The organism is Paenimyroides ummariense (genome assembly GCF_900115115.1).
GTDB lineage: Bacteria > Bacteroidota > Bacteroidia > Flavobacteriales > Flavobacteriaceae > Flavobacterium > Flavobacterium ummariense.
Map to the genome: position 1 here is coordinate 1 of NZ_FOVI01000064.1, position 1,721 is coordinate 1,721.

At 37.7% G+C, this 1,721-nt stretch carries 1 pseudogene; it reads left to right on the forward strand.

The features are described 5' to 3' along the window. Positions 1-73: 73 nt before the first annotated feature. Positions 74-1,597, forward strand: a pseudogene (locus BM253_RS17055) (IS1182 family transposase); the annotation flags it as partial. Positions 1,598-1,721: the final 124 nt, after the last annotated feature.

A 1,721-nucleotide genomic window follows, 5' to 3' on the forward strand; every position in this document is an offset into this window, starting at 1 on the left:
CGACATGTTTTTTGTCGGGGATTTTTTTTATTGTCCTCAAATTTTGTTAACTTGAGGTTCCACCAATAAAGCTATGAAAGTACAGTTTAAATCCTTACCATCCAATAGTCCAAGTCTATTTCCAGAAAATATTTTTGATAAGATCCCCTTTAACCATCCAGTTCGTTTGGTTAATCAGGTTGTTGACCGCCTAGATATAGAAGATATCATTACAAAGTATAAAGGAGGTGGTACAACAAGCTATCACCCTAGAATGCTTATCAAAGTTCTATTTTATGCCTATTTGACCAATATTTATTCATGTCGTAAGATAGAAAAAGCACTTCAAGAGAACATCCACTTTATGTGGCTTTCAGGTAACAGCACGCCGGATTATCGCACGATCAACTATTTTCGGGGCAAACGTCTTAAAGGCGTTGTCCAAGCACTGTTTGCAGATATTGTACGCATGCTTCATGAATTAGAATACGTCAGTCTCAAAGTTCAATATATCGATGGAACGAAAATAGAATCCGCTTCAGGACGATACACCTTTGTGTGGAAGAAATCTGTAGAGAAAAACAAAGCCAAGCTGGAAGCAAATATCGCTACCGTTCTCCAGGACATCGATGCTCAGATAAAACAGGATCAAACGGAACTTCATCTTGATCAAAACTCCAAAGCGATAGACAGTAAAGAGCTAGCGCAAAAGATGGAGCAGATTAATACCAATCTTAAAGAACGTAGCAAATCTACCCGGAAACAGTTAAAGAAGCTGGAAGAAGACTATTTGCCCCGATTACAGAAGTATGAACAACAATTGGAAATCTTGGGTGAACGCAATAGCTACAGTAAAACAGATCAGGATGCTGTATTTATGCGCATGAAAGAAGACCACATGAAAAATGGTCAATTAAAACCTGCCTACAACACACAGATCAGTACCGAGAATCAGTTTATTACCCATTACAGCATCCACCAGACCACAGCCGACACGATTACTTTAGCCTCTCATTTAACAAGTTTTGAGTCCAATTATCATACCCAAAGCGAAGAAGTCGTAGCTGATGCAGGTTATGGAAGTGAACAGAATTATGAATGGATGCAAGACGAAGGTATCACCTCATATGTAAAGTATAATTACTTTCATATGGAACAAAAGCGAAAACAACAGAGCAATCCCTTTTTGGTTCAAAATCTATATTACAATAAACAAGAAGATTTTTTGGTTTGCCCGGCAGGACAAAAGATGTTATTGCTAACCAAGTCCAAACGCACAAGTACCAATGGTTATGTTAGCGAAGTGAGTATTTACCAAGCCCAGCGCTGTGAAGGATGCCCAATGCGGGGACAATGTCATAAAGGCAAGGGAAACAGAACAATTGAAATCAACCACAGACTCAATGAGTTAAAAGAAATAGCAAAAGAACGGTTGCTTTCAGAAAAAGGTCTTTATCACCGAAGTAAACGACCTGTTGAAGTGGAAGCTGTGTTTGGACAATTAAAAAGCAATAATAAGTTCAACCGATTTACCATGCGGGGATTGGATAAGGTGAATGTGGAGTTTACTTTAATGATCATTGCACACAACTTAAGAAAATGGGCTAAAAAAATGAATTTGCGAAACAAAAACAGCTCTCTTAACACAAAAATTAGTTGCAAATCTGGTGTGGACACTAAAATCAAACAAATGAGAAGTCTTGAACTTCTCGCTGCTTAATAAAAATAGATATTATAAAAAA